Origin of the sequence: Nonomuraea corallina (assembly GCF_027620315.1) — a bacterium.
Taxonomy (GTDB): domain Bacteria; phylum Actinomycetota; class Actinomycetes; order Streptosporangiales; family Streptosporangiaceae; genus Nonomuraea; species Nonomuraea corallina.
Map to the genome: position 1 here is coordinate 1 of NZ_JAPNNL010000354.1, position 864 is coordinate 864.

At 75.5% G+C, this 864-nt stretch carries 1 protein-coding gene; it reads left to right on the plus strand.

From position 1 onward, the window contains the following. Positions 1-864 (plus strand): polyketide synthase dehydratase domain-containing protein (locus OUY22_RS36665; protein WP_270159915.1); only part of this gene is annotated, 864 nt, incomplete at both ends.

The window sequence follows — 864 nt, forward strand, 5'->3', positions numbered from 1 at the left end:
CTGGCGGGTCTGGGTTATGAGTACGGTCCGGCGTTCCAGGGGTTGCGGCGGTTGTGGCGTCGCGGTGAGGAGCTGTTCGCCGAGGTGGCGGCGCCGGAGGGCGTGGACGTGACCGGCTTCGGCCTCCACCCCGCCCTGCTGGACGCGTCCTTCCACCCCCTCGTGCTGGCCGCCGGGGATGACGAGCTCCGCCTGCCGTTCGCGTTCGGGGACGTCCGCCTGCACGCCTCCGAGACCGCCGCGCTGCGCGTGCGCCTCACCACGACCGGTGAGGACGCCGTCGTCGAGATCGCCGACACCGCCGGCGCGCCGGTCCTGTCCATCGGCGCCATCCGCACCCGGCCCGCCGACGTCAGCCCGTCCGCCCGCACCGGTCTGCCCCTGTACGGGGTGGAGTGGGTCGAGGTGGCCGCTTCCGGCCGGGGTGGCGAGGAGCCGGTGGTGGTGTGGTGTGTGGGCGGGCCGGGGGATGTGCCGTCGGTGGTGCGTGAGCTGACGTCGCGGGTGTTGGGCGCGGTGGCGGGGGCGGGTTCCGCGCCGGTGGTGTTCGCGACGGTGGCGGGGGATGTGGCGGCGGGGGCGGTGTGGGGGCTGGTGCGGTCGGCGCAGAGTGAGCAGCCGGGCCGGTTCGTGCTGGCGGAGGTGCCGGAGGGGTTCTCCGGTTGGGATGTGGTGCTGGGTTCGGGTGAGTCGCAGGTGCGGGTGGTGGACGGGCGGGTGTACGCGCCTCGCCTGGTCCGTCGTCCGGCGTCCGGAGATCGGGGCTCGTCCGCGGTCGGCGGGCAGGCGCTCGGTACGGGCTCGTCCGCGGTCGCCGGCCTCGGATCCGGCCCCGGATCCGGCCCCGAATCCGGCCCCGAATCC